The sequence below is a fragment of the Staphylococcus sp. MI 10-1553 genome (assembly GCF_010365305.1).
GTDB lineage: Bacteria > Bacillota > Bacilli > Staphylococcales > Staphylococcaceae > Staphylococcus.
Genome location: NZ_CP048279.1, coordinates 1,420,391 through 1,443,159, shown reverse-complemented (window position 1 = coordinate 1,443,159; position 22,769 = coordinate 1,420,391). Strand labels below are relative to the sequence as shown.

Genomic DNA, 22,769 nt, shown 5'->3' with positions numbered 1-22,769 from the left:
TAAAACCTATGTTTGAGCGGTTGTATGTAGCTATGAACTACTCAACTATTGCATCATACCATTCGTTTTACTTCGTGTCAATAGAACGTGTAGGATTTAAAAAATAGTTTGCAGCGAAGTAAAGGAATGTAAGTAAAATCGCATTGAGTAATAATGTCGGCAATATACGAAATACGATAAATTGAATGAGATTGAACTCAACTAAGCCGACAATCAAATAAAGCATAACGACAAAAACTTCTAGAAAAACCACACCAATCAACGTCATCACATAGACCATCACATGATCACGAAAAAATACTTTTAAAAACTTATCAGCAAATAACATTGATACGATATAACCAAATAGATAGACACCATAAATCTGTCCAAAAAACAAATCGTGAACTGTGCCTAATAATACACCGAGAATTAAAGCGATACTGGTTTTTTTATAAACCGTAATCAACACTAAAAATAAAAACACGAGATGGGGCACTAAAATGAAGCGATGCCCCCCTATCATAATCGGTGATAAGAAAGTTAAAACGGTATCCAAATAGAACATGAGTATCGCAACGAGAATATAGTAAATAGATTTCATTATGAGCCGTCACCCTCATCATTAACAATCGTTTTAGGATCTCTCTTTGCAATATAAACGTGATCAAAATGATTAATATTCGCACCTGTTTCAATCGCAACTTGTTTAGACAAACCGTATTGATCATTTTGAACTTTTTTCACTTCTCCTATGTAAAGCCCTTTAGGTAACTGATCGCCTAAGCCACTCGTCACGACTTTGTCTCCGGCTTTAATATCTTCATTATTATCAATATCACTAATAATGAGATGGTTCGTTTTCTCATCGAAATGATCAATTAAACCAAAAACCTCATGCCCATCATGTTGTACGTTAACAGATAGGCGATTTGTGCGCCCTTTAGTTGTGATTAAATGAATTTGAGATGAAAATTGATTCACTTTTGCGACACGGCCGACTAAACCATCTGCTGTCATTACTGCCATGTTTTCTTTGATGCCAGATTTTTTCCCTTTATCAATGACAATCGTATTTAACCATTGATCAGGTTGTCGCGCTATGACAGCTGCAGTAATGGGTTCATATTCAGAAATATCGCTCATATCTAATTCTTTTTTGAGACTTTTATTTTCTGATTTAAGACGTTCATTTTCAGCTTCTAATTGTTTTTCTTTATTCGTCGGCTTTTCAGTCTTATGAAAAATGTCCGTAATTGAACCAGCAATAAAATGAATTGGATAAGAGAAAACCCTCTGTCCAAAAGAAGTGGTATCACTGACATACTGTTCAGCAACTGATTGTGAGTGCGAACGAATTGATAATCCAATTAAAGCGATAAATAGTATTAATGCACAAAACAACACAACAAGTTTGTTGTTTTTAAAAAAATTGGACAACCTCAACACCTCAAATTATATTTCAATGTATGTACTGTTATTATTTTATATTACTCTGGAAAGTAAATAAAGTCCCATGCTGTACAATATTCATAAATATCTGTAGGAACGTATTAACCTCGTATCAATGTGGCACGGATGATGATGAAATCAAAAAAGCGAGATAGAAATAGCTATTCCACGTTAAGCCATCTATCCCGCTTCAATCTATCTCTTATGATGATTCTTCCGACTGTTGTGCATGAGATTTTTCTTCATCTTCTTTATACAACGTTTCATCTTTACGCCATTTCGCAAATAATTTTTGAGCTTTTAACTGCTCGTTACTTTGTTGCGCTTGATGGTTATCAGACATCGCAAAATCACCTCTCAATAATCTGTCTCATCCATAGCCTAACTTATCAAAAACGTTATCTCAAGCCGTACACCTCAACAACCAATTATTCATCGTCATCTTGTTGATATTCACTTATAGGCTTCATATGAATGGATGCGCCAAGTTGATTAAGGTCATAGTAAAGATCGTGTTCTGTTGTATAGACGCGCATACTATCATCGCCAAAACGATACAAAATAAACTGTGTATCTCGTTCTGCAATTAAAAATTCTTGATTATATCCCATACGTGTCATTTCATTGACTTGCATAAATTCATATTTATCAATCCAGTTAAATACATTTCTCATCTGACTTTTAGGTATATTTCTAAAAATGTCGTTTTCACTTTGAATATAGCGCCGTCCATTTAACGGCACGAGATACCCTTCATCATCAGTCACTTGGTACACTTCTTTATCTCCAACAGGATTCCATGGTTCATTTTTAAAATTAGGTACAAACTTCAATATAGCAAAAACGAGGGCAATGAGTAATACAATCATCATAAATAATTTAACAAGACTTTTAATTATCCGCATGAATGCCCTCCTTAATATTATCTCTCATCAACACTACTCCTATCATTATACGTTATATTATAATGAATAAGATATTTAAAGGCATCCATCCGAAGCATGATAAATATAACTTTAGAATGATGTGTTGGTTTCATAAAAATACTACAATATAAATAAAGACTTGTGGTGGTAAGTCAAGGTGGTGATTCATAAATTAGAAATTAAAACTTATTATACGAGGAGTGACATGAATGAACATTATCGCATTAATTATCATGATTTTACTTGCCGTTGTCCTATTTAGAGTCAGCGTTTCAATTATTAGCTTTTTAATTAGACTCGGCTTGATGATATTAGTTGTTTATCTTGGTTACCAATTGTTCTTATGGTTTGTGAACTAAATTTGATAACGAGAAGATAACGCTTCATAGAGGGCTTTGGGGCATGAAAATTTTTAGTTATCTAAATGAATATATTTTATTCAAATGATTCTCATTGATTACCATTTTAAATTTCACAATTGACGTCATATGGCTCGCATTCTATGGGAAGTTCTCAGGAGTTTCGCCCATTTGAGTCATTCAATATCAAAAATCGTGAAGCAATGAGAACAAACTTTTGATTATGGAGAAAATAATAAAATTTTTATGCCCCATAATATATTAATTGATTTTAAAAATCAACATCATCGTATTTGTTTATCATAGCAAAGCTGAAAAATTAAAATATGCTCCTTTCCCCTTTACTATTTTTTACGCTTCATTTGTTTCACTCATAATTGAAACATACGATTCTTCTCCAATCACAATATGATCTAATAACTCAATCCCCATCGCCTCTCCACATGCAATCAGCCGTTTCGTCGTTTCAATATCCGCTTCTGATGGTGTTGCGTCCCCTGAAGGATGGTTATGAATCACGATAATAGCATTAGCCGACCACTTCAAAGCTGTTTTAAACACTTCTCTAGGATGTATGATGGCACTGTTCAACGTTCCTATAAAGAGTGTTTGTTCATGAACAATTTGATTTTTCGTATTTAAGATGAGTAAGACAAAATGTTCTTGATCATAATCCTTGAATTTTGCATAATAGCGTTCTGCAATTTGGCTTGGAGAATGAATAGGTTCAGATAGATATTGCTTTTTATCCTCAGCTAAGCGACGTGACAATTCGAATACAGCGAGTAACGTTGTCGCCTTATTACGCCCTATTCCGACAAACTTTTCTAATTCAACTAAAGACATATTTCGAAGGGCTGTTAATGACTGACATTGCGCTAAAATATGTGAAGCAACTTGTATGCTAGAACACCCTTTACTCCCCGTATTGATAATTATCGCAAGTAATTCTGTGTTCGATAATGCTTGACTACCAAATTGAATAAGACGCTCTTTTGGTTTTTCATTGGATGATAAGTCTTGAATACGTGTCATAAAAATCCTCCATAAAAAGAAATCAACTGTGGATATGTCGTAGAAACGACTACAAATGCGGCAAAAATAGCAGGCGCAAGTGGCACTCGGCGTTGTTGAATCCAATTAAACATGAATGAAAACGGTAATAATAAACAACCTATTGGAAAGATGAGTTCTAAAAAGAAGAGTAAAAACGGTATAGGGAAGAAGAAAATGACGATAAGGAACAATTTAATATCACCCATGCCAATATAATTTTGTTGAATGAATCCTATCAAGAAAATAGTAACCCAAAGTAACAGGTGTGGCACATCTAAATAGAAAGATGAATGTAGTGTAACTAACAAAATGCAGATTAAACAAAGGAATCTGTGAAGGATTAACTGTGTGCGTACATCAACAATTGCAATCGTCAGTAATAGTAAAGCCATGATATAAAACGTCTCGAGCGGAATGTACACAGGAAGTAATAGCGGATAAATAATGATGCAACCACCTAAAACTTCACCTACAAGTAGAGATATAGGAATGCGTTGTCGACAATAACGACACCTTCCCTTTAACCTACAATAACTTAGGATAGGTACTAAATCGAGCAGTTTTAACTCATGCTGACATACTTGACACTTCGATCTTTGTAGGCAATATCGTATGCTTAATGAAGGATGATCAGCAAATTGCAGTAAAAAACTCATTAAAATACTACCTACAATAAATAGGGCGACAATCATCCCAGACACCTCCTCAACGCCGTCGAAACTTTAATTCACAACAGCAACATTTCATTGAATGCATTTATTATATGCCCATCCATGTGAAGGGTCAAATCGCCAAAAAACAGGTTATACGTCGAAAAAACCGTATATTATAAAAAACCACCTTATATGTATCTCGATTTCTCGGAATACATACAAAGTGGTTCAATTTTTATGAATTAAAGTCAACTTTGGATTTAACTTCACTTATAAAATAAAGACTACCTGTGATGAGCAATGCATCGCCATCATAGTTGTTTATAAATGAGACGTAATCATCAACCATTGATTTCTCTCCAAATTCAATTTCATCATATAATGTTTGTTTAGGAAGTGCTTTCGGAAAGTCAAATCCTGTAACATAAATATGCTGTGCAATACTTTGGAAAGCATCTAACATATGATGAATCGGTTTTCCTTCAATCGCTGCAAATAGCACATCTACTTTTTCTAAATCATAATACTTTTCAATCGTATCCACCAATGCGTCAACACTTTCTTTATTATGTGCGCCGTCAATAATGATGAGCGGTTCTTTAGAGACACGTTCAATACGACCTGTCCAATAAGCATGTTCAATTCCTTCGATCATTTTGTTGAAGTCTAATTGAATTTTTTCTTGCTCATACAACTCGATTAACGCAGTAATAGCAAGTGCTGCATTTTCTTTTTGGTGTTCGCCTACCATGTGTAATGCTAAGTTTTCTAATTCGTAATCTTTATAACGATATGTAAATTCATCGTCTTCTGATTTGATTAAAATATCGCGATCGAATTCTAAAGCTTTCGCATCTAAACGTTCAGCGGTATCTCTAAAATACTTCAATGCTTCTTCATTTTTAACAGCATAAACAATTGGCGTACGCGGTTTAATAATTGCCGCTTTATCTTTAGCAATGTCTAGATACGTTTGACCAAGAATGTCAGTATGATCTAAACCGATGCTTGTCAAAATACTCATCAACGGCTGAATCACATTTGTAGAATCATTTTTGACACCTAATCCGGCTTCAACAATAACAAAATCAACTGGATGAAGCTCGCCGAAATAGAGATACATCATTGTTGTAATAATCTCAAATTCGGTCGCAACTCCTAACTCAGTTTGTTCCTCCATCATTTCACTGACAGGTTTCACACGAGCCACTAGCGCTACTATATCTTCGTTTGTAATTGGCAAACCATTTAAACTGATTCGTTCATTAAATGTTTCGATATATGGAGACGTAAAAGTACCCACTTGATAATCATTTTTTAGTAAAGCTTCACGTAAATAAACAACCGTAGATCCTTTACCATTCGTCCCACCGACATGAATGGATTGGGTATTCTGTTGTGGATTACCAAGTTTATCGAGCATCCATTCCATGCGCTTTACGCCAGGCTTAATACCGAATTTAGTTCTTTCATGTATCCAATATAAACTGTCTAGATAATTCATAACTAAGACTCCTACGCTTTTAATTGTTCAATTCTAGCTTTGACACCATCATATTTTTCTTGGTATTTCACTTGTTTCTCTTTCTCTTCATTAATAATTTTTTCAGGTGCTTTATTAACAAAGTTTTCATTTGCTAGTTTTTTATTGACACGATCTAATTCTTTTTGCCATTTCTCTAAGTCTTTTTCCAAACGTTCTAATTCTTTATCCATATCAATTAATCCTTCAATTGGCAAAATCACTTCACCCGCTGAGACAACAGAAGTCATGGCTTTATCAGGAATTTCGATTTGAGTAGCAATCTCGAGTTCACTCGGATTACAGAATCGCTCTAAATAATGTTGATTTGTCAACAACAATTGTTGGATTCTTTCGTTTTTCGCTTTGATCTTAATCGGAATTTCTTTAGATAATGGTGTGTTCACTTCTAAACGAGACTGACGTACGGATTTAATGATTTCAACTAGCTGTTCCATTACATCTTTACTCTCTTCAAAGTTGAATGCTTTATTAACTGTCGGCCACGCACTCGTCACAATGGATTCACCTTCATGTGGCAAGTTTTGCCAAATATGTTCTGTTACGAATGGCATAAATGGATGTAATAATCGCATCATGCGGTCTAAAGTGTAACTCAGCACTGAGCGTGTTACGTTTTTCTGTACTTCATCATCACCGTTCATCGGAATTTTACTCATTTCAATATACCAATCACAAAACTCATCCCAGATGAAATTATACAATACACGACCCACTTCGCCAAACTCGTATTTGTCACTCAGTTGTGTAACTGTTTCTATTGTTTCGTTGAGGCGTGTTAGAATCCATTGATCTGCCACTGATAGATTTTGAGATAAATCGATGTCTTCAAACTGGAATGTCTCACCAATATTCATTAAACTAAATCGAGCTGCATTCCAAATTTTATTGATAAAGTTCCAAACTGATTCTACTTTTTCAGTTGAATAACGTAAATCATGACCTGGTGAAGAACCTGTTGCTAAGAAATAACGAAGACTGTCTGCACCATATTGATCAATGACGTCCATTGGGTCCACACCGTTACCTAACGATTTACTCATTTTACGACCATCTTCAGCACGTACTAAACCATGTAATAATACGTCGTTAAATGGTTTTTGAGCTGTGAACTCTAAACCTTGGAAAATCATACGTGCAACCCAGAAGAAAATAATGTCGTAGCCAGTTACTAACACATTCGTTGGATAGAAACGTTGATAGTCTGCTGCGTCTTCATCTGGCCAACCGAGTGTTGAAAATGGCCACAACGCACTAGAGAACCACGTATCTAATACATCTTCATCTTGCGTCCAATTTTCAATATCTGCAGGTGCTTCTTCGCCTACATAAATTTCTCCAGTTTCATTATGGTACCATGCTGGAATTTGATGTCCCCACCACAGCTGCCTTGAAATTGTCCAGTCACGAATTTCTTCCATCCAACGATTAAATGTCTTTTCGAAACGTGGTGGTACAAATTCGATACGGCCATCTGTTTTTTGATTATTTAATGCTTGTTCTGCAAGTGGTGCCATTTTAACGAACCATTGTGTTGACAAATAAGGCTCAACAACAGCGCCCGAACGTTCAGAGTGGCCTACTGAATGCACATGGTCATCGATTTTAATCACTAAACCTTCTTCTAACAAGTCTTTAACAAGCTGTTTACGGCATTCAAAACGATCCATACCTTCATACTTGCCGGCTTCAGCATTCATGCGACCGGTTTCATCCATTACAACAATACGTTCTAAATCATGACGGTTCCCAATTTCAAAGTCATTCGGGTCATGTGCAGGTGTCACTTTCATTGCACCACTACCGAATTCTTTATCGACATAGTCATCTGCAATAATAGGTAATTCACGACCGACGATAGGTAAAATGACTGTCTTACCGATGACATCTTGATAACGCTCATCATCTGGATTCACGACAATCGCCGTATCGCCTAGCATCGTTTCAGGACGTGTCGTTGCAATTTCCATGTAGCCTTCACCGTCAGCAAATGGATATTTAAAATGATAAAACTTACCATTTACGTCTTCATGAACAACTTCAATATCAGAAAGTGCTGTTCTCGCAGCTGGATCCCAGTTAATGATACGTTCTCCACGGTAAATCAACCCTTTGTTATACATATCAACAAAAACTTTACGGACAGCTTGACTTAAACCTGAATCCAATGTAAAGCGCTCTCTAGAATAGTCTAAACCTAGGCCTAACTTTGCCCATTGTTGACGAATAAATGACGCATACTCTTCTTTCCATTCCCATGCTTTTTCAAGGAACTTTTCACGTCCAATATCGTGACGAGAGATACCTTCTTCTCTCATTTTTGCTTCTACTTTCGCTTGAGTCGCGATACCTGCATGGTCCATACCTGGCAAATAAAGTGTTTCATAGCCTTGCATTCGCTTCATACGCGTTAAAATATCTTGTAATGTCGTATCCCACGCATGACCTAAATGCAACTTCCCTGTCACATTCGGTGGTGGAATAACAATTGTATATGTAGGTTTATCTGAATGATCATTCGGTTTAAAAAGTTCTTGGTCTAGCCATTTTTGATATCGACCCGCTTCAACTTCTTGCGGATTATACTTCGGTTTCATTTCCATTAAAAATCCCTCCATTAAAATAAAAAAACACCTGTCCAAAATAGGACGGATGTTCCGCGGTACCACCTAAATTCAATAGTGTAGATGAATCTCTACACTATTGCTCTCTTATGATTAACGCTCATGACACGCTTTAACCTACTCAAAGTTCAATTAAAGTTCAAAACGGGCTACCTTCAGTTATGACTTTTATGCATTTTCAGCCACCATGCACTCTCTATAAAAAGCGAATAACTTACTCTTCCCTTACACTATTTTTAATTTCATTCTTATAGTATACTGAAACGACAATGAAGTCAATACAAGGAGGAATGAAAACATGAACCCATGTGCATTTGGTACAAAAGATCCACTATATCTCGATTATCATGATCACTTCTGGGGCAAACCACTGTATGATTCACTCGCTTTATTTGAGTTGTTAGCCCTAGAATCACAACATGCGGGTCTTTCGTGGTTAACGATTTTAAAAAAGAAAGAAGCCTATCAACAAGCATTTCATAATTTTGACCCCTATCAAATTGCACAAATGGGTGATGAAGATATTGATGCATTAATGACATTTCCAAACATCATTCATCATCGTCCAAAATTAGAAGCCATCGTCGCACAAGCGAAAGGTTATATTCAGATCGAACAAGATTATGACAGTCTCAGTTCGTTTTTGTGGTCGTTTGTTGAAGGGACACCGGTTGATTTTAAATATCAATCCGTTGAAGAACGCATCACCGTCAATGATACAGCCAAAGCATTATCAAAAGCATTGAAAAAATATGGATTTAAATTTATAGGTCCTGTCACCGCATTTTCATTTATGGAAGCTGCCGGGCTCTATAACAGTCACTTAGTATCATGTCCGAATCGTTAAACATTGCTAGATAAATCTATTTCAGTATCACCATCAATCAATTTTACAATATAAAAAAGGACTTGGAGGTGACATTTGATCCAAGCCCTTAATTTTTATCATGACTATTTATGCGCTCCAAATGTTTCAAATACACACTGACTAATGGCGCAATTAAAAATAAAATAAAGAATATACGGAAAATATGATAACTTGAAATCATCGCTACGTCCGCACCGATATCCAATGCGACCAAGACGATTTGACTCATTCCACCTGGTGCGGCTCCGAGAAATAATTCATCTATAGAAGCATGGTTAATGAATTGTACGAGATAAACCATTGCTAACGCCCCAAAAATGAGCATGACATTTTGATAAGCAATAGCCACTGCAATTCGCCCTTTTAATTGATCGGTTAAATGCGCAATTTGAATGCCGACACGAATCATATAAATAATTTGTGCACCAGCAATAATCGGTGCATCAAGTGTGAATGTAAGGTTCGTTACAAAATTCCAAATGATTAACACGACGATAGGTGCCATCAACATTTTTGTAGGGAAATGAATCCACTTCATCAGCATATAAACGACTGCAATTCCGAGTGCGATAATGATAACATGTTGAATGGTTAATACATCTGTTAAATATTGCACATTCGTTTGAGTGACACGATTCGAATGATCAGATTTAAAGAAAAATGATATCAATGGCACTAGCAATACGACAAAAATGACACGTGACGTTTGTGTCAGGCTAACAACAAGAATGTCCGCTTTTTTATTTTCTTCTGCCATCACAATCATCTGACTTAACGCCCCTGGGATTACGCTTAAAATTGCCGTTTCACGATTGACATGTGCAATTTTTCTAAAACCAATGGAGACGACAAGTGCTAACAGTAAGATGAATACACTCACTAAAACAATCGCGAGCCAATCATCTTTAATATCACTTGTCACGCTTCTTGTAAATGAAGTCCCAATTTGAACCCCAAGCATAATTAAGCCCAGTTCACTCAACCAGAACGGCCATTGAACATCTCGTTTCAGTACTTTTACGACAAAAATACTTGCCAAAATGGGCCCAAACATCCATGGCAACATGATATGCAATGCAGACAACATCCAACCAAACAAAATCGCAATGACTAGTACAAGTAAATTATTGAACATTTTATTTTGTGCCATGGCCTCGCCTCCTAATTTTTTTACAACAATGAGGAGTAAGGCTTACACAGTTGTTGTATGGCCTCACTCCACTCATAGCAATCATATATTATACGCTTTTTTATTGAACATGCAATTCGAAAAACTTATACGGTAAACTTGCGATAAATGATTATAAACAGAATCCAAAAAACGTAGCGCTGATGATATGATTTAAATTTACAGAATTACAAAAAATAGAGGTCGGGACCACGTAAATCCCAACCTCATCTAAATTTGTATTCAATTATTTTCCGAGACGCTCTAACGCAACATCAAAAGCATGCAATGTTTTTTCAATGTCTTTTTTTGTATGTGCTGTCGATAAAAACATACCTTCAAATTGTGATGGTGGTAAGAAGATACCTTGTTCAGCAAGTTCACGATACAGCTGACTAAACAATTCTAAATCAGATTGGTTCGCCTCTTTAAAGTTTGTTACTGGCCCTTCATTTAAGAAGAATCCAATCATAGAACCTGCTCGATTCACTGTTAATGGTACTTGATGTTTGTCAAAGATTTCAGTTAATCCTTGTTCTAACATATCCCCAAGTTCATTAAAGTAATCATAGCTTTCTGGTGTTAATTGGCTTAATGTCATATAACCACTAGTCATTGCAAGAGGATTACCTGACAATGTACCCGCTTGATAAATATCACCACTTGGTGCAATATGATCCATAATTTCTTTACGGCCACCGAAAGCACCAACTGGAAGACCGCCGCCAATCACTTTACCTAGACACGTTAAATCTGGTATGACGTTAAAGTAACCTTGTGCACAATTGTAACCTACGCGAAAACCTGTCATCACTTCATCAAAAATAAGTAAAGCATCATTTTCTTTCGTTATATCACGTAAACCTTGTAAAAAGTTGTTGATTGGTGGTACGACGCCCATGTTTCCTGAGACTGGCTCTACAATCACAGCTGCGATATCCTCACCAAACTCTTCAAATGCGTATTTCACCGCTTCAAGATCGTTATATGGCACCGTAATCGTATTTTTGGCCGTACCTTCTGGAACACCAGGTGAATCAGGTAAGCCTAACGTTGCAACACCAGAACCTGCTTTAATTAATAACGAATCACTATGACCGTGATAGTTGCCTTCAAATTTAATGATTTTATTTTTGCCAGTATAACCACGCGCTAAACGCAATGTATCTAATGTCGCTTCTGTCCCCGATGACACCATGCGCACTTTTTCAATAGAAGGCACACGTTCAATGACTAATTCAGCTAAACGGTTTTCTTCTAATGTTGATGCGCCAAAACTTGTGCCACGTTCGACAACGTCATGAATCGCTTCAATCACTTTAGGATCACGATGACCTAAAATAAGAGGCCCCCAACTGAGCACATAGTCGATATATTCATTTCCGTCAATGTCATAAATTCGGCTTCCTTCACCACGCGCCATAAAAATCGCTGGTGTGTCTACTGATTTGAATGCACGTACGGGGCTGTTCACACCTCCTGGCATCAGTTGTTCTGCTTTTTCAAATGCTTTAATTGATTCGTTATAACGCAATATTGCCGCCTCCTATTATTGTTGATCTAAATATTGACAAATGTCTTTCGCAAAGTAAGTGATGATCATATCTGCGCCTGCTCGTTTCATAGAGATCATTTGCTCCATCACAACTTTTTCTTCATCAATCCAACCATTTAATGCTGCTGCTTTTGTCATGCTGTACTCACCACTCACATTATAAGCAATAATCGGTACGTTGCTATTGTTACGTACATCACGGATAATATCAAGGTAACTTAACGCCGGCTTGACAATCATCATGTCTGCCCCTTCGTTAAGATCAGATTCTAACTCACGTAACGCTTCCAGACGGTTCGCTGGGTCCATTTGATACGTTTTTCGATCACCAAATGATGGTGCAGATTCTGCTGCATCACGGAATGGACCGAAGAAACTTGACGCATATTTAATCCCGTAACTCATAATTGGAATATGATAGTACCCTGCTTCATCTAAACCTTGGCGAATCGCTGCCACAAATCCATCCATCATGTTACTAGGGGCGATAATGTCTGCACCCGCCTTCACTTGAGAAACAGCCGTTTGAACAAGTAAAGGTAATGTTTTATCATTATCGACATCATGTGTATGTGGGTCAATCACGCCACAATGACCATGATCCGTATATTCACATAAACATGTATCAGCAAGAATTAATAAATCATCATACATGGACTTTGCTAAACGTGTTGCTTTTTGAATGATACCATCTTCAATAAATGCCCCTGTACCACATGCATCTTTTTCATTCGGAATACCAAAGAACATGATTGCACGAATACCTAAATCATATGCTACTTTCAATTCTTCATGTAGTAGGTTTAAGCTGATTTGGTATACACCTGGTAATGATTTGATTTCTGTTTTGACATCGTCTTTTTCTACAACAAAAATAGGATAAATCAAATCTTCCTTTCTTACATGAGTTTCTCTTACCATATCGCGCATCACTTTGGATGAACGTAAACGTCTATGTCTATCGAATTGCATTATTGAACCCTCTCTTCTAAAATTTTAGTCACCATTGCTTCTAAAGTTTGAACGTCAGCAATAGAACATGAATAGCCATAATATTGAATTTGATGCGCTGTTTGTTGACCAATTGCATAATATGTGTCGAAATTTAAAGATGCAACATTGTCAAAAAACGCTTTTACAGCAGAAGCACTCGCAAACGTCAATGCATCCACTTGACCTTGTTCGATACGCGCTTTGGCTCGTTTCACATTTTCTATTAAAAAACGTGAAGTATACAAATCAATTTTTTTAACATCGAAACCACGTGCTTGCAATGTTTCATGCAGTAATGGCCGCGCACGTTGACTTGATGGAATCAAAATATGCTGCCCTTGTCGAGTTGGGAATGCATCGAGAAAGCCTTCTTGTGAGTAATCTGCTGGATAGAAATCAACTTGCAAACCTTGTGATTCACAAAATGCTTTCGTTTTCGCGCCAATTACCGCTAATCCATTAAAATCTAACATCTTTAAATAAGGTTGAAAATGAGTAACGGCATTTTTAGATGTAAAAACAAGCCAATCATAGTGACGATATAGCACAGTTTGATCAAATGGAAGTGGCTCAGTCGTCACAAATGGAAGATGAACGATTTCCGCGCGTTGATCATCATAACGCTGTGTTTGGGTCATCACTACAATAGGCTTCATCATTTACACCTCTTTCTCATTTAAAGCTTGAATAATTTTATCCGCACCTTGAGATTTAAGTACACGACTCACTTCGCTACCGACTTGTATTGGATCTTGACCTGAAAAAGTGTACTCAAATCTTTGTTTACCATCTGGAGACATAATTAAACCGGTAAATTGGATCTCTGTATCATTTTTACGCGTTGCATAGCCTCCGATAGGAACTTGACAACTGCCATTCATTTCTTTTAAAAACGTGCGCTCTGCTGTGACACATGCGGCCACTTCTTTATTATGTACTTTTGCGAGTAAAGCTAACAATTCTTCATCATCTGAACGACATTCGATTCCGAGTGCACCTTGGCCAATAGCCGGTACGAGCAAATCTTCATCCAAATACGTTGTCACTATCTCATCAGACCAACCCATGCGTTTCAAACCTGCTGCCGCTAAAATAATCGCATCGTAATCTTCTGTTTCTAGTTTTTTCAAACGTGTATCAATGTTCCCTCTTATCCATTTGATTTCTAGATTCGGATATTTCGCTAAAATCTGTGCACCACGTCTTAACGAACTTGTTCCAATAATACTGCCATCAGGAAGTTCGTCCAACGGGATATGATTTTTTGAAATGAAAGCATCGAATGGATTTTCGCGATCGGGAATACATCCTAAAGTGAGGCCTTCAGGTAATTCGCTTGGAACGTCTTTTAATGAATGAATGGCCATATCAATGTCTCCGCTAAAGAGTTCGTTTTGTATCTCTTTGACGAATAGTCCTTTGCCACCGACTTTAGATAGTTGGCGATCCACAATTCGATCCCCTTTTGTTACAATTTCTTTAATTTCGATATCTAAAGTGGGATCGATTTCTTTTAAACAATCAATAAATTGTTGGCTTTGAGTCAATGCAAGCTGACTTCTTCTTGAGCCGACGATAAGTTTACGCATAGCGCTTTCCTCCAATTAAAATAAGTTAAACTCCAGTCCATTGGTGAAATGTTGATAATTGAGTCACCACAACTAAATTGATTATACAACATAAAAATAACATAATATTTAAATTCATTAAAAATGACTGCTTAAAACGGCGCGTCAATCGTAATGTAATAAAAATAGAATAGGCAATAAAAATGATGAGTGACGAAATCACTTTTAAGTCTAAAAAGATGTCATAGCCAATAGATACCATACCCCACTGAATCCCTAGTACGAGGCTAATGAACATAAATATGACACCAATTAAAGAACTGTAAAACACTAACTTTTCAAGTGTTGCGATACTACTCATTCTAAAGAAATTTTGCGTAAATCGCTTTTCTTTTAAATTTCGATACTGTATTAAATAAATAATCGCATTCACAAACGCAACTGCGAAAATCACATAACTCAACAATGCGAGTGAAATGTGAAAAAAAAGTAATTCATTCAAAGCTGTAAGTCGCGCGCCATCTAGTTTAAATTGTCGCGGATGGAACGTATGAATCGTCATGAAGACAAACCCAATCATATTCAAAAAGGCGATCATAAATTCAGACTGACGCAACACGGACATCACAAAAGTAATCGTCAAAATCAACCACGTTAATACATAAAAACTCTCGATTAAAGAGGTTAAAGGGAGTTGCTTTTGCCATATAATAAACATAGTTAAAGAGATTGTTTGACAAAACCAAACAATCCCTAAAGCATAGAACCCTATATTTTGTAGACGATAATTCTTTTGAAATACATCTATTATTAAACACACCATACTGACTAAATAAATCAATAAAATGATTTCATGAAAACGTATGAAAAACGCTTCTTCCATAGGATCACCGTTCTTTAAGTTTCTATACTCAATAATCTTTCTTTCAACACAGATTTTTTCTTCTCAATCGCTTGTGATTTATAATCTGCTTCAACTTCTAAATCAAAAATTTCTTGGAACAGTGCCAACTTCGCATCCGCATGTTTATCATCACTAATCTCTTTTGCTTGTTTGATCGGATCTTTTAACATTTGATTAATGATGCTCTTCGTATGCTTAGAAATCACTTTTCGTTCGCGCTCTGACATATTTGGTAATTTACGGCTAATACTATCCATCGTATCTTGTTGGATTTGCATTGCTTTTTCACGTAACGCACGAATGACCGGAACGACACCGAGCATACGCACCCATTCATTATGTTTGTCAATTTCTGTTGGAATACGTGATGCAATTTGTTCTGCTGCAAGTTGACGTTCACGCAAGTTGGCATCAACGAGACCTTTTAAATCATCCACGTCATAAATAAACAACTCTGAATGTGAAACGTCGACAGGTTCAATATCTCTTGGTACAGCAATATCAATCATGACTTTTTGAGATGATTTCGCAACGCTTTGGCACATTTCTAACATCTCTTTTGTAATTATAAATTGTTCTGCACTCGTTGAACTAATCACGATATCCGCTGAAACGATAGCTTCCCCTAGTGATGCCCATTCACCAACTTGTACACCATGTTTATCTGCTAATGCTTGTGTGCGTGATAATGTACGGTTAATAACTGTAATGTGACTCACGCCAGCACCTTTTAAGTTTAAAACAGCTAATTCTGCCATTTCGCCCGCACCAATGACTAATGCTTGTTTTTTATTCATTTTACCGAACATTTTTTTTGCAAGTTCAACCGCACCGTATGACACACTAATTGTATTGTCAGCGATATCTGTTTCATGGTGTGCTTTTTTACTAAATGTAATCGCTTGTTTGAATAGTTCATTAAAAATTGTACCTGTTGTTCCCGCTTCTTGTGCTGTGAAAAACGCATCTCTCATTTGACCTAAAATTTGTGTTTCACCTAATACGATTGAGTCTAAGCCTGCAGTGACTCTGAATAGATGTTCAATTGCTTCGTCTTCAGTCTTCACTTCAGACATCGCCTTGATATCATCTACTTCAAAATTAAATTGTCGCGCTAAAAATCTTTGAATATAGTAACGTCCCGTATGAATTTGGTCAACTACCGCATAAACTTCAGTACGGTTACACGTTGATAAAATCACGTTTTCTAAAATAGATTTTGTCTCGAACAATGCGCCATGCACGTGTGTCAAACTTTCTTCTTGAAATGAAAGTTTTTCACGACATGCCACATCAGCTGTTCGATGATTCACACTAACTGCTATTAAGTACATGCTTATGCCCCCATATATTCTACAATGACTACATTATAACACAGATTAGAGTCATTCTAATTAAAAATGCATCATCATGTTGAGAATTTTAAACGGCTTTCCAAATTTTTGTCATAATTGTTGTCACGCAACACTTTCGTCTGTTGAAATTCGGTTAATCTTGCTCAATAAACGTACTGATGGCAGCCCAGATTTGATCTTGTTTCTTTTTCTCAATAGATGAGTAACTGATAATTTGATCGCCTGGTTCTAATTCCAATTTCTCTTTTATGATTTTAATATGCTTTTGCACTTTACCTTTAGGGATTTTATCTTCTTTCGTTGCGATAATTAACGTCGGAATGTCGTAATACTTCAAAAAGTCATACATTAACACATCATCTTCAGTCGGTGGATGACGTAAATCGACTAATTGAATCACGAGTTTTAATGGTTCTCGTGTTGTGATATAAGTTTCAATCATCTTACCGAAAGCTTCACGTTGCTTTTTACTTACTTTCGCATAACCATAACCTGGAACATCGACAAAAATCAATTGGTTATCGATATTAAAAAAGTTTAAAGTTTGTGTTTTACCGGGTTGTTGAGACGTTCTCGCCATATTTTTCCGGCCTATCATACTGTTAATAAATGTTGATTTCCCAACATTTGAACGACCACTTAATGCAACTTCAGGCAAATCTAACTCTGGATATTGCTCTGGTTTAACAGCACTTATCAGAATGTCTACTTCGTTTGGGTTGATATTCATCAGTTTTACACCTCGTTTATGTATCATCATACTCTTTTTAGATTACCTTAATTGCTCAAAGTTTTTCAACAAATGTCGGCTTCTCTATACCGAAATAATGATCATTTATATTTTTACATATTTGTTATTAGTATTAAAGCGAAATAAAAAAGGCTGAGTCATAATCTGACCTGATTATGAAACCCAGCCTTTTAAAATTAAGCGTGTTTATCCGTTCGATAACTGCACCGTGATTTTAAGCAGATGTTTTTGTTGTATTCACAAGATTACCTTCCGCGTCGTAGAGTTCAGGCTCTGTTTCATTTACAATTGTATCTTTTGTAATGACAACTTTAGCGACGTTTTCTGTAGAAGGAATATCATACATAATATCGATCAATGCTTCCTCAATAATTGAGCGCAAACCACGTGCTCCTGTTTTTCTTTCGATTGCTTTTTCACTAATTGCAGCTAATGCTTCATCAGTGAATTCTAATGCAACATCGTCTAATTCAAGCATTTTAGTGTACTGTTTAACCAACGCATTTTTAGGTTGTGTTAAAATGTTTTTCAACGCTTCAACATCGAGTGTTTCAAGGTTTGCAACGATTGGTACACGTCCGATAAACTCAGGAATTAAGCCATAAGTTTGTAAGTCTTCTGGACGGATTTGCTCTAATAAACTTGCTTCATCAAAATGAGAAGCTTCATTGCTCGCAAACCCAATTACTTTTTCACCGAGACGACGTTTAATCACTTCATTAATACCGTCAAACGCACCGCCAAGAATAAATAAAATATTCGTTGTATCGATTTGAATGAATTCTTGGTTAGGGTGTTTACGTCCACCTTGAGGCGGTACACTTGCAATTGTGCCTTCTAAAATTTTAAGCAAAGCTTGTTGCACCCCTTCACCTGAAACGTCACGTGTGATGGATGTGTTTTCTGATTTACGTGCAATTTTGTCTATCTCATCGACATAAATAATCCCTTTTTCTGCTTTATCAATATCAAAATCAGCAGCTTGGATTAAACGTAATAAAATGTTTTCAACGTCTTCACCTACATAACCTGCTTCTGTAAGGCTTGTTGCATCCGCAATGGCGAATGGTACATTTAACGTGCGTGCCAATGTTTGTGCGAGTAATGTTTTACCGCTACCTGTCGGCCCAATTAAAGCGACGTTACTTTTTTGTAATTCAACGTCATCATCTTTAGGTCCAAGTTGTTGAACGCGTTTGTAGTGATTATAAACCGCTACTGCCAATGATTTTTTCGCTTTTTCTTGACCGATGACATAGCTATTTAATTGATCCATAATTTCTTTTGGTGTTGGTAATTCAGTGAGTTCTTCTGCTTGTTGTTGATTTAATTCTTCTTCAACGATTTCTGCACATAGCTCAATACATTCGTTACAAATATAAACGCCGCTACCTGCTACCAATTTTTTAACTTGGTCCTGATCTTTACCACAGAAAGAACATTTTAAGTTTTCTTCATCATCATTGAATTTAAACATACTTTATTACACCCCTGTTCTTTTACGACTATACTAGAAAGCATTCTATTACGCAAATATAGACCATTTCAAGTTTTTTGCATTTTGCACAATTCAACACAAAAAATGTGTGAAATTATGGCTCCAGTAAAAGTCATCCTCAACTTCTGTATCTCATCTATTTTAATTCGTAGTGTCTTCATAAAGTTTCATACCAACGCTTCATCCAACAAAAGATACGCTCAAACTTGCTGAATGAAATTCCCCAAGCTTGCCGTTAATATACTAAGTGCTAGCGACATAAAAATCAAATCATTTGCAAAAATACATTAACGTGGCCATTTGATAAGATGTTGTCATAAATACTAAGCGGAGTGCGGTTGTTATCAAATGGTCATCATTTGAGTACAACAACCCACCCCGGTTGATTTCACATCATATTAAAATACATTTTGTCGAAACGGTTCTTTGAGAGTTGTGTAGTGGGACCACACATCATTTGAAGTTGATGTGCGGTCCCACTGCTTAACCTTCATTAAATTTTATCGTTCAAATTTGTAATGAAAGTTTTCAATACGACGCATCAATATGATATGCGTGCTTATGCTTCTTCTTTGTTGTCTTCTGAAGTACTGTTAACTAATTTCGCTTCCTCTACTAATAAGTCAATCACTTTTTTCACACGAACATCGTTTTTAACAAGGTCAGTGTTGCCAAGTGTTTTCTTAATATCTTCAACAGAGATGTTAAATTGCTCGCTCATTGTTTCAAGCTCATTATCTACATCTTCATCAGTGACTTCGATATTTTCTGCATCTGCAATTGCAGCTAATGTTAAGTTTGTTTTCACACGTAACTCAGCATCACCTTTCATTTGTTCACGTAAATCATCTTCTGATTGACCTGAAATTTGGAAGTAAGTGTTTAAGTCTAAACCTTGTTGTTGGATACGTTGTGCAAATTCGCTCATCATGCGATCTTGTTCTGTACGTACCATAGCTTCTGGAATATCGATTGTCGCATTGTCAGTTGCTAAAGTAATCGCTTCTTCTTTTTTCGCATTTTCAGCGTCAGTTTTCTTTTGTTCTTCAAGTTGTTGACGCAAGTTTGCTTTGAATTCCTCTACATTGTTTGCATTAGAATCTAATTCACTAGCAAGCTCATCGTCTAATTCTGGTACTTCTTTAGCTTTGATTTCGTTAATTTTTGTTTTAAATACAGCAGGTTTTCCAGCTAATTCTTCTGCGTGGTATTCTTCTGGGAATGTCACTTCAACATCTTTTTCTTCCCCAACTTTTAAGCCAACAAGTTGCTCTTCGAAACCTGGGATGAACATACCTGAACCGATTTCCAAGTCATATCCTTCAGCTTGACCCCCTTCGAATTGCTCACCATCTACATAGCCATCGAAGTCTAAATTAACTGTGTCGCCTTCTTCAACTTGACCGTCTTCTTTAACAACCATATCAGTCATAGCGTCAAGACGTTGTTCTACTGCTTTGTTGAATTCTTCTTCAGTGACTTCAGTGTCTTGTTTTTCGATTTCTAAACCTTTGTAGTCACCTAATTGTACTTCAGGTTCAACGATTACAGTTGCATCAAAAGTAAGTGGTTGACCTTTTTCGATTTGTGTTACTTCGATTTCAGGTTGATCAACTGGATTAATACCAGTTTCTTGTACAGCTTCACTGTATGCTTTTGGTAATAAGATGTCTACTGCATCTTGATATAAAGCTTCTACGCCAAAACGTTGTTCGAAAATTTGACGAGGTACTTTCCCTTTACGGAAACCAGGTACGTTAAGTTGTTTTACTACTTTTTTGAAAGCTTGATCTAACGCTTTATCTACTTCTTCTGCAGGTACGGATACTTGTAATAATCCTTCGTTACCTTCTTTTTTTTCCCAAGTTGCTGTCATGTATAAAAACCTCCATGATTTATCATTTTTAAAATTTTTCAACTTCTTTATTATAACATAGGTTGACCTTGTTTGAAATAACGAGACCTATGTATTTAACGATTTTATGAGTCTAAATATCTCTATGTGTAATGAATCCACATTGACTTCCTTACCCATTAATTGATGCAAATATGCAACGTATGCATCACGCCACATCTCTACAGTACCATAGTCTGTTATATTTACAGGATACAGCGCAATATTATTTGTATTAAGTAAAATATAGGCTTCTTGTACAAGTGACGGCATCTCCACTTCTAAAACATCAATCACTGCAGGCAACAATTGATCTTTAAAGACAGTTTGTTCAATACCTACAAGTTCAGCAGGTATCACTTGAATTTGACGAAAATCTTTCTCTACGGTAAGACGCTGATTGTATCCAGCAAAACGTAAATATTCCAGCATCAAACTTTGAACACTTGAAACGATAGGGTCGTGAACTAACAAATAAGCAATCGTTTCACCGAACTGATAGACACGATCGTCAATTAATGTCAGCACTAATTGCGTTTGATCATAATGACTCAACTCGGTAAAGCGTTGTAATCGGTGCAACATATAATCTTGCCGTTCGTCGAGTTTGGATTGTGCTTGATTTTTAATAGGTAATAACGTCATACGTGTTTCATGTGCATCGACTTCATCAAGCACCTGTTCCACCATTTCAACTGTCGCTTTATATTGTTCTAAAGCATATAAACTTTTAATGTAATACACGATGAATGTATCATATGGCGGAAAACCTTGCATCATTAAAATGTTCGCCTCTTCTTTTAATTCAAGATAAGCACCGAGTTGCCACAATATATCACATTTTAATATCGCAAGTTCAGAAGTCAATTCAAAGTGACGTTCATACGCAATGAAATAATCATAAGCGTGATCATAACGTTCCTTGTCGAATGCCTCTGTAATATCATGTATTAACTTTTCTTTAAGTTTAGGAAATGGAATGATATCAGACATTTCATTCACCTATTTCAACTGCTCTAATATTAACGCGCTCCACGATTCGAATGCGCTTGTATCGTTAATTTGGCTTAATGGCTGCCACTGAATCTTTAAAGTATCCGTTTCACGCACTTCGACATCTTGTTGTTTAACCTTTACTTTAAACACTACACCGATATGAACTTGACCGACTTCATTATTATCGTCATTAATAAAGCCAAGGAATTCAAGCGGTGTTTGATCGTTAATTTTAACACCAATTTCCTCTTCAAGTTCTCGACTTGCATTTGTTTTAATCACTTCATCAATATGGTGCGCTTCGGGAACATCATTCATATGTCCGCCTACACCGATAGATGCGTTGCCGTGAAGTCGTGCCTCTCCGCCACCTGATAATCGTTCATAGACAAGTACTTCATCATGCTCATTTTCAATTAAACAATAACTAATCAATTGTTTAAAACTTGGATCTTCTTCCATATCACCGCGTCTTTTCACTTCATATTGAGAGAGCTTTTCATAAATTTTTTGACCGTTCTCTTCAGATTGATCTAAAAATCCATTAAATGCGAGCGCCTCTTCTTCAAATAGTAGACGGCGTGGGACTACAGTAATTTGTTCATCAAATTTTGACATTGTGAGCTC

At 36.4% G+C, this 22,769-nt stretch carries 22 protein-coding genes, 1 pseudogene and 2 other annotated features (1 of these 25 cut by a window edge); of the genes and pseudogenes, 2 read left to right on the top strand and 21 right to left on the bottom strand.

Features of this window, described 5'->3' with window-relative positions; translation table 11 throughout:
- Positions 1 to 32 (bottom strand) — a sequence feature (ribosomal protein L21 leader region) (it extends 42 nt beyond the left edge of the window).
- A gap of 35 nt (positions 33 to 67) precedes the next feature.
- The 4 genes from mreD to GZH82_RS06655 form a co-directional block, all read right to left on the bottom strand.
- Complete coding sequence (mreD, locus tag GZH82_RS06665; protein ID WP_162681822.1) at positions 68 to 583, bottom strand: rod shape-determining protein MreD; 516 nt, start codon at positions 581 to 583, stop codon at positions 68 to 70.
- A complete protein-coding gene (gene mreC / locus GZH82_RS06660; RefSeq protein ID WP_162681821.1) occupies positions 583 to 1,419 on the bottom strand; it encodes a rod shape-determining protein MreC in 837 nt (278 codons plus the stop codon). Before mreC ends, mreD begins: the two co-directional genes overlap by 1 nt.
- A gap of 214 nt (positions 1,420 to 1,633) precedes the next feature.
- Positions 1,634 to 1,774, bottom strand: coding sequence for a hypothetical protein (locus GZH82_RS13930; protein ID WP_203232862.1), 141 nt, complete (start codon positions 1,772 to 1,774; stop codon positions 1,634 to 1,636).
- A gap of 85 nt (positions 1,775 to 1,859) precedes the next feature.
- Positions 1,860 to 2,336 (bottom strand): DUF4930 family protein, encoded by a 477-nt coding sequence (locus GZH82_RS06655; RefSeq protein ID WP_162681820.1) that lies wholly within the window; start codon positions 2,334 to 2,336, stop codon positions 1,860 to 1,862.
- Between the two features lie 230 nt (positions 2,337 to 2,566).
- Here GZH82_RS06655 and GZH82_RS13925 point away from each other — a divergent pair, with 230 nt between their 5' ends.
- Complete coding sequence (locus tag GZH82_RS13925) at positions 2,567 to 2,716, top strand: hypothetical protein (protein ID WP_203232861.1); 150 nt, start codon at positions 2,567 to 2,569, stop codon at positions 2,714 to 2,716.
- A 351-nt stretch (positions 2,717 to 3,067) separates the two neighbouring features.
- Here the strand turns inward: GZH82_RS13925 and radC are convergent, their stop codons facing one another.
- From radC to GZH82_RS06635, 5 genes and pseudogenes are all read right to left on the bottom strand, one after another.
- Positions 3,068 to 3,751 (bottom strand): RadC family protein, encoded by a 684-nt coding sequence (gene radC, locus GZH82_RS06650; RefSeq protein ID WP_162681819.1) that lies wholly within the window; start codon positions 3,749 to 3,751, stop codon positions 3,068 to 3,070.
- Complete coding sequence (locus GZH82_RS14275) at positions 3,748 to 4,164, bottom strand: prepilin peptidase (protein WP_238989707.1); 417 nt, start codon at positions 4,162 to 4,164, stop codon at positions 3,748 to 3,750. Before GZH82_RS14275 ends, radC begins: the two co-directional genes overlap by 4 nt.
- A 108-nt stretch (positions 4,165 to 4,272) precedes the next feature.
- Positions 4,273 to 4,428, bottom strand: a pseudogene (locus tag GZH82_RS14270) (prepilin peptidase); the annotation flags it as partial.
- Positions 4,429 to 4,660: 232 nt separating this feature from the next.
- Positions 4,661 to 5,929 (bottom strand): bifunctional folylpolyglutamate synthase/dihydrofolate synthase, encoded by a 1,269-nt coding sequence (locus GZH82_RS06640; protein WP_162681817.1) that lies wholly within the window; start codon positions 5,927 to 5,929, stop codon positions 4,661 to 4,663.
- A gap of 11 nt (positions 5,930 to 5,940) precedes the next feature.
- On the bottom strand, positions 5,941 to 8,571 hold the full coding sequence (locus tag GZH82_RS06635) for a valine--tRNA ligase (RefSeq protein ID WP_162681816.1): 2,631 nt from the start codon (positions 8,569 to 8,571) through the stop codon (positions 5,941 to 5,943).
- Positions 8,572 to 8,609: 38 nt separating this feature from the next.
- Positions 8,610 to 8,832, bottom strand: a binding site (T-box leader).
- A 58-nt stretch (positions 8,833 to 8,890) separates the two neighbouring features.
- Between GZH82_RS06635 and GZH82_RS06630 the strand changes: the two genes are divergently transcribed.
- Positions 8,891 to 9,439, top strand: coding sequence for a DNA-3-methyladenine glycosylase I (locus GZH82_RS06630; RefSeq protein ID WP_162681815.1), 549 nt, complete (start codon positions 8,891 to 8,893; stop codon positions 9,437 to 9,439).
- Between the two features lie 88 nt (positions 9,440 to 9,527).
- On the opposite strand, the gene GZH82_RS06625 is transcribed toward GZH82_RS06630, so the two are convergent.
- The 12 genes from GZH82_RS06625 to GZH82_RS06570 all read right to left on the bottom strand — a co-directional run bounded on the left by GZH82_RS06625 (position 9,528) and on the right by GZH82_RS06570 (position 22,760).
- Positions 9,528 to 10,610 (bottom strand): AbrB family transcriptional regulator, encoded by a 1,083-nt coding sequence (locus GZH82_RS06625; protein ID WP_162681814.1) that lies wholly within the window; start codon positions 10,608 to 10,610, stop codon positions 9,528 to 9,530.
- Positions 10,611 to 10,875: 265 nt separating this feature from the next.
- Positions 10,876 to 12,114, bottom strand: coding sequence for a glutamate-1-semialdehyde 2,1-aminomutase (gene hemL / locus GZH82_RS06620; RefSeq protein WP_457853116.1), 1,239 nt, complete (start codon positions 12,112 to 12,114; stop codon positions 10,876 to 10,878).
- Between the two features lie 63 nt (positions 12,115 to 12,177).
- On the bottom strand, positions 12,178 to 13,155 hold the full coding sequence (hemB, locus tag GZH82_RS06615) for a porphobilinogen synthase (protein WP_162681812.1): 978 nt from the start codon (positions 13,153 to 13,155) through the stop codon (positions 12,178 to 12,180).
- Entirely contained in the window at positions 13,155 to 13,832 is a 678-nt protein-coding gene (locus GZH82_RS06610) for a uroporphyrinogen-III synthase (RefSeq protein WP_203232873.1), read from the bottom strand. The genes hemB and GZH82_RS06610 overlap by 1 nt, the downstream gene beginning before the upstream one ends.
- A gap of 3 nt (positions 13,833 to 13,835) precedes the next feature.
- Positions 13,836 to 14,765, bottom strand: a complete 930-nt coding sequence (gene hemC, locus GZH82_RS06605; RefSeq protein WP_162681810.1) for a hydroxymethylbilane synthase — start codon at positions 14,763 to 14,765, stop codon at positions 13,836 to 13,838.
- A gap of 25 nt (positions 14,766 to 14,790) precedes the next feature.
- Positions 14,791 to 15,462: a cytochrome c biogenesis protein gene (locus tag GZH82_RS06600; protein ID WP_238989673.1), complete on the bottom strand. Its 672-nt coding sequence runs from the start codon at positions 15,460 to 15,462 to the stop codon at positions 14,791 to 14,793.
- A 179-nt stretch (positions 15,463 to 15,641) separates the two neighbouring features.
- On the bottom strand, positions 15,642 to 16,982 hold the full coding sequence (hemA, locus tag GZH82_RS06595; RefSeq protein WP_162681808.1) for a glutamyl-tRNA reductase: 1,341 nt from the start codon (positions 16,980 to 16,982) through the stop codon (positions 15,642 to 15,644).
- A 154-nt stretch (positions 16,983 to 17,136) separates the two neighbouring features.
- Positions 17,137 to 17,733: a ribosome biogenesis GTP-binding protein YihA/YsxC gene (gene yihA, locus GZH82_RS06590; RefSeq protein WP_162681807.1), complete on the bottom strand. Its 597-nt coding sequence runs from the start codon at positions 17,731 to 17,733 to the stop codon at positions 17,137 to 17,139.
- Positions 17,734 to 17,968: 235 nt separating this feature from the next.
- On the bottom strand, positions 17,969 to 19,231 hold the full coding sequence (gene clpX / locus GZH82_RS06585) for an ATP-dependent protease ATP-binding subunit ClpX (RefSeq protein WP_162681806.1): 1,263 nt from the start codon (positions 19,229 to 19,231) through the stop codon (positions 17,969 to 17,971).
- A 580-nt stretch (positions 19,232 to 19,811) separates the two neighbouring features.
- On the bottom strand, positions 19,812 to 21,128 hold the full coding sequence (gene tig / locus GZH82_RS06580; RefSeq protein WP_162681805.1) for a trigger factor: 1,317 nt from the start codon (positions 21,126 to 21,128) through the stop codon (positions 19,812 to 19,814).
- Between the two features lie 87 nt (positions 21,129 to 21,215).
- Positions 21,216 to 22,139, bottom strand: a complete 924-nt coding sequence (locus GZH82_RS06575) for a hypothetical protein (RefSeq protein ID WP_162681804.1) — start codon at positions 22,137 to 22,139, stop codon at positions 21,216 to 21,218.
- Between the two features lie 9 nt (positions 22,140 to 22,148).
- Complete coding sequence (locus GZH82_RS06570) at positions 22,149 to 22,760, bottom strand: NUDIX domain-containing protein (RefSeq protein WP_162681803.1); 612 nt, start codon at positions 22,758 to 22,760, stop codon at positions 22,149 to 22,151.
- Positions 22,761 to 22,769: the final 9 nt, after the last annotated feature.

What these genes read in the sequence shown, in the direction of transcription:
- GZH82_RS06640 (WP_162681817.1), bottom strand. Translation starts at nt 5,929, where the DNA reads ATGAATTATCTAGACAGTTTATATTGGATACATGAAAGAACTAAATTC.
- GZH82_RS06570 (WP_162681803.1), bottom strand. Translation starts at nt 22,760, where the DNA reads ATGTCAAAATTTGATGAACAAATTACTGTAGTCCCACGCCGTCTACTA.
- GZH82_RS06600 (WP_238989673.1), bottom strand. Translation starts at nt 15,462, where the DNA reads ATGTTTATTATATGGCAAAAGCAACTCCCTTTAACCTCTTTAATCGAG.
- GZH82_RS13930 (WP_203232862.1), bottom strand. Translation starts at nt 1,774, where the DNA reads ATGTCTGATAACCATCAAGCGCAACAAAGTAACGAGCAGTTAAAAGCT.
- GZH82_RS06610 (WP_203232873.1), bottom strand. Translation starts at nt 13,832, where the DNA reads ATGAAGCCTATTGTAGTGATGACCCAAACACAGCGTTATGATGATCAA.
- tig (WP_162681805.1), bottom strand. Translation starts at nt 21,128, where the DNA reads ATGACAGCAACTTGGGAAAAAAAAGAAGGTAACGAAGGATTATTACAA.
- GZH82_RS06575 (WP_162681804.1), bottom strand. Translation starts at nt 22,139, where the DNA reads ATGTCTGATATCATTCCATTTCCTAAACTTAAAGAAAAGTTAATACAT.
- yihA (WP_162681807.1), bottom strand. Translation starts at nt 17,733, where the DNA reads ATGAATATCAACCCAAACGAAGTAGACATTCTGATAAGTGCTGTTAAA.
- hemC (WP_162681810.1), bottom strand. Translation starts at nt 14,765, where the DNA reads ATGCGTAAACTTATCGTCGGCTCAAGAAGAAGTCAGCTTGCATTGACT.
- GZH82_RS06635 (WP_162681816.1), bottom strand. Translation starts at nt 8,571, where the DNA reads ATGGAAATGAAACCGAAGTATAATCCGCAAGAAGTTGAAGCGGGTCGA.
- mreD (WP_162681822.1), bottom strand. Translation starts at nt 583, where the DNA reads ATGAAATCTATTTACTATATTCTCGTTGCGATACTCATGTTCTATTTG.
- GZH82_RS13925 (WP_203232861.1), top strand. Translation starts at nt 2,567, where the DNA reads ATGAACATTATCGCATTAATTATCATGATTTTACTTGCCGTTGTCCTA.
- GZH82_RS06630 (WP_162681815.1), top strand. Translation starts at nt 8,891, where the DNA reads ATGAACCCATGTGCATTTGGTACAAAAGATCCACTATATCTCGATTAT.
- radC (WP_162681819.1), bottom strand. Translation starts at nt 3,751, where the DNA reads ATGACACGTATTCAAGACTTATCATCCAATGAAAAACCAAAAGAGCGT.
- hemL (WP_457853116.1), bottom strand. Translation starts at nt 12,114, where the DNA reads ATGCCAGGAGGTGTGAACAGCCCCGTACGTGCATTCAAATCAGTAGAC.
- GZH82_RS06625 (WP_162681814.1), bottom strand. Translation starts at nt 10,610, where the DNA reads ATGGCACAAAATAAAATGTTCAATAATTTACTTGTACTAGTCATTGCG.
- hemA (WP_162681808.1), bottom strand. Translation starts at nt 16,982, where the DNA reads ATGTACTTAATAGCAGTTAGTGTGAATCATCGAACAGCTGATGTGGCA.
- GZH82_RS06655 (WP_162681820.1), bottom strand. Translation starts at nt 2,336, where the DNA reads ATGCGGATAATTAAAAGTCTTGTTAAATTATTTATGATGATTGTATTA.
- GZH82_RS14275 (WP_238989707.1), bottom strand. Translation starts at nt 4,164, where the DNA reads ATGGCTTTACTATTACTGACGATTGCAATTGTTGATGTACGCACACAG.
- hemB (WP_162681812.1), bottom strand. Translation starts at nt 13,155, where the DNA reads ATGCAATTCGATAGACATAGACGTTTACGTTCATCCAAAGTGATGCGC.
- clpX (WP_162681806.1), bottom strand. Translation starts at nt 19,231, where the DNA reads ATGTTTAAATTCAATGATGATGAAGAAAACTTAAAATGTTCTTTCTGT.